This is a genomic window from Candidatus Protochlamydia phocaeensis, assembly GCF_001545115.1.
GTDB classification, from domain to species: Bacteria; Chlamydiota; Chlamydiia; order Chlamydiales; family Parachlamydiaceae; genus Protochlamydia_A; species Protochlamydia_A phocaeensis.
Map to the genome: position 1 here is coordinate 1 of NZ_FCNU01000013.1, position 1,843 is coordinate 1,843.

2 protein-coding genes and 1 pseudogene are annotated in these 1,843 nt (G+C 35.7%); all 3 read left to right on the forward strand.

Annotated features, from left to right (window positions below):
• Positions 1-905, forward strand: a 905-nt coding sequence (locus BN3769_RS14915) for a nucleotidyl transferase AbiEii/AbiGii toxin family protein (protein WP_195155556.1), incomplete at its 5' end; no start/stop codon positions are given.
• A 301-nt stretch (positions 906-1,206) separates the two neighbouring features.
• Positions 1,207-1,458 (forward strand): annotated as a pseudogene (locus BN3769_RS05690) (transposase); the annotation flags it as partial.
• Positions 1,459-1,541: 83 nt separating this feature from the next.
• Positions 1,542-1,727, forward strand: coding sequence for an IS3 family transposase (locus BN3769_RS15235; protein WP_420885318.1), 186 nt, complete (start codon positions 1,542-1,544; stop codon positions 1,725-1,727).
• Positions 1,728-1,843: the final 116 nt, after the last annotated feature.

Genomic DNA, 1,843 nt, shown 5'->3' on the forward strand with positions numbered 1-1,843 from the left:
TACATTCAGAGTTACAGCTTGGACAATTTAGATTCATTTTCATTTCCTTGATAAATTTTCTATCTAGGAAAGCTGGTATTTGTTCTTATTTCAAGCTCTTTTTAGCATTACTTGTTGGGAACTACCATTTTTTTGAATATAAAGGGAAACCAATTTTTGAAAAAGAAATTTCATTACTTGCATATCCACCAGAAACTATTTTTGCTGAAAAGCTAGAAACGGTACTTTCAAAGGGTGCTATCAATAGTCGTATGAAAGACTATCACGATCTTGTGTTATTAACCAGAAATTCAACTTTAATTCAGCAAGATAATCTTAAAACAGCCATAACACACACATTTCAGAATCGAGGAACAATATTTGAACTTATCGTCTTCAGTGAAGATGAATTTAAGCGCATTCAAAAGCTATGGATCGCCCATCTTCAGGGTCTTGGAGAGAAGAGTGAAGATCTTGGACTTCCAAAAGACATACAAGAAGCAATTCGAGAAATTAACTCATATCTTGTAGAAATGAATATGATTTCTATTGGGAATATAATTGCTGAATTAAGTGGAAAAAAATTACTTGATCAAGTGCAGGCAGCAATTATTGCTGGTGCAGATGTAAATGATAATTCACGGAATGGCCATCGTCCGCTACAGATGGCATTAAAAGAAGGATATTCTGAAGCAGCCCGCTTATTAATTGAAAGAGGTGCTGATGTTTTATATCGCGATCATAGTGGATTGAGTCCTTTACAAATGGCCATTAACTATGGACAGTTTGAAAATGCTAACCTCTTAATCGAAAAAGGCGCACCTTTTAATCCAAACAATCCTCATGGCTATGATTATTCTCGATTGTATCAATTTCAACATTTTGGTCGTAATCACGTTTGGTTAAAAAAAAAGTCGAATTCATAAGTTTGCATGATCAACTCAGCAATTTTCAATTTGATAATACTCCTCAGGATATGAAAATTAACAATAACAGCTAATGGGAAGAAGTTCAGTAAGGTAATTATTTGGTTTATGAAAAGAAATTGAAATATTTCAAGTGCTCTAACTCGGATAAATTTCTCTGAGTTTTAATGAAAGCTTTCAGCTATGCAAGTGCAAGTGTGCAACGGTTGGTCTGTTCCCGAAAATCTGGACCATTTTAAATGAGAAAAATTTTATGAATAAAGACATTTAAAATGGGAGATTGATATGAAAAAAAAGTAAGTTTACAGATGAGCAAATTGCATTTGCCTTGAAACAAGCAGAAATGGGAACAGCCGTTTCTGAGATCTGTCGCAAGATGGGAATAGCGGAAGCCACATTTTATAAATGGAAAAGCAAATTTGGTGGATTGATGCCATCAGAAGTAAGACGGCTTAAACAGCTTGAAGAAGAAAACAGCCGTCTGAAAAGGCTGGTGGCGGATCTGACTTTAGATCGCCAGATTTTACAGGATGTTCTTTCAAAAAAGCTTTAAAGCCTGCTCGTCAGCGAGTTTTAGTCAGGCAAATTTGCTATAACTATAAACTAAGCGAAAGGAAGGCTTGCAAGGTTTTAAAGATTCATCGGTCTTCCTTTTACTATAAATCAGTTGCGCGAGACCAGGCTGTTTTGACGCTAAAAATTAAAGAAATTGCTTCAATACGAGTGAGATATGGCTACAGGCGTATTCATACGCTATTGCAAAGAGAGGGATGGAAGATCAATCATAAGCGGGTTTATAGATTATACAAAAATGAGGAATAAGATTCCCAAAAGAAGGGTCAGTCTTAAGACTCGTCTATTGCCGAACTTGGCAAGCTGCAAAAATGAGTGTTGGAGCATGGATTTTGTAGCCGATGAGCTATTTGATTTATGGCCAA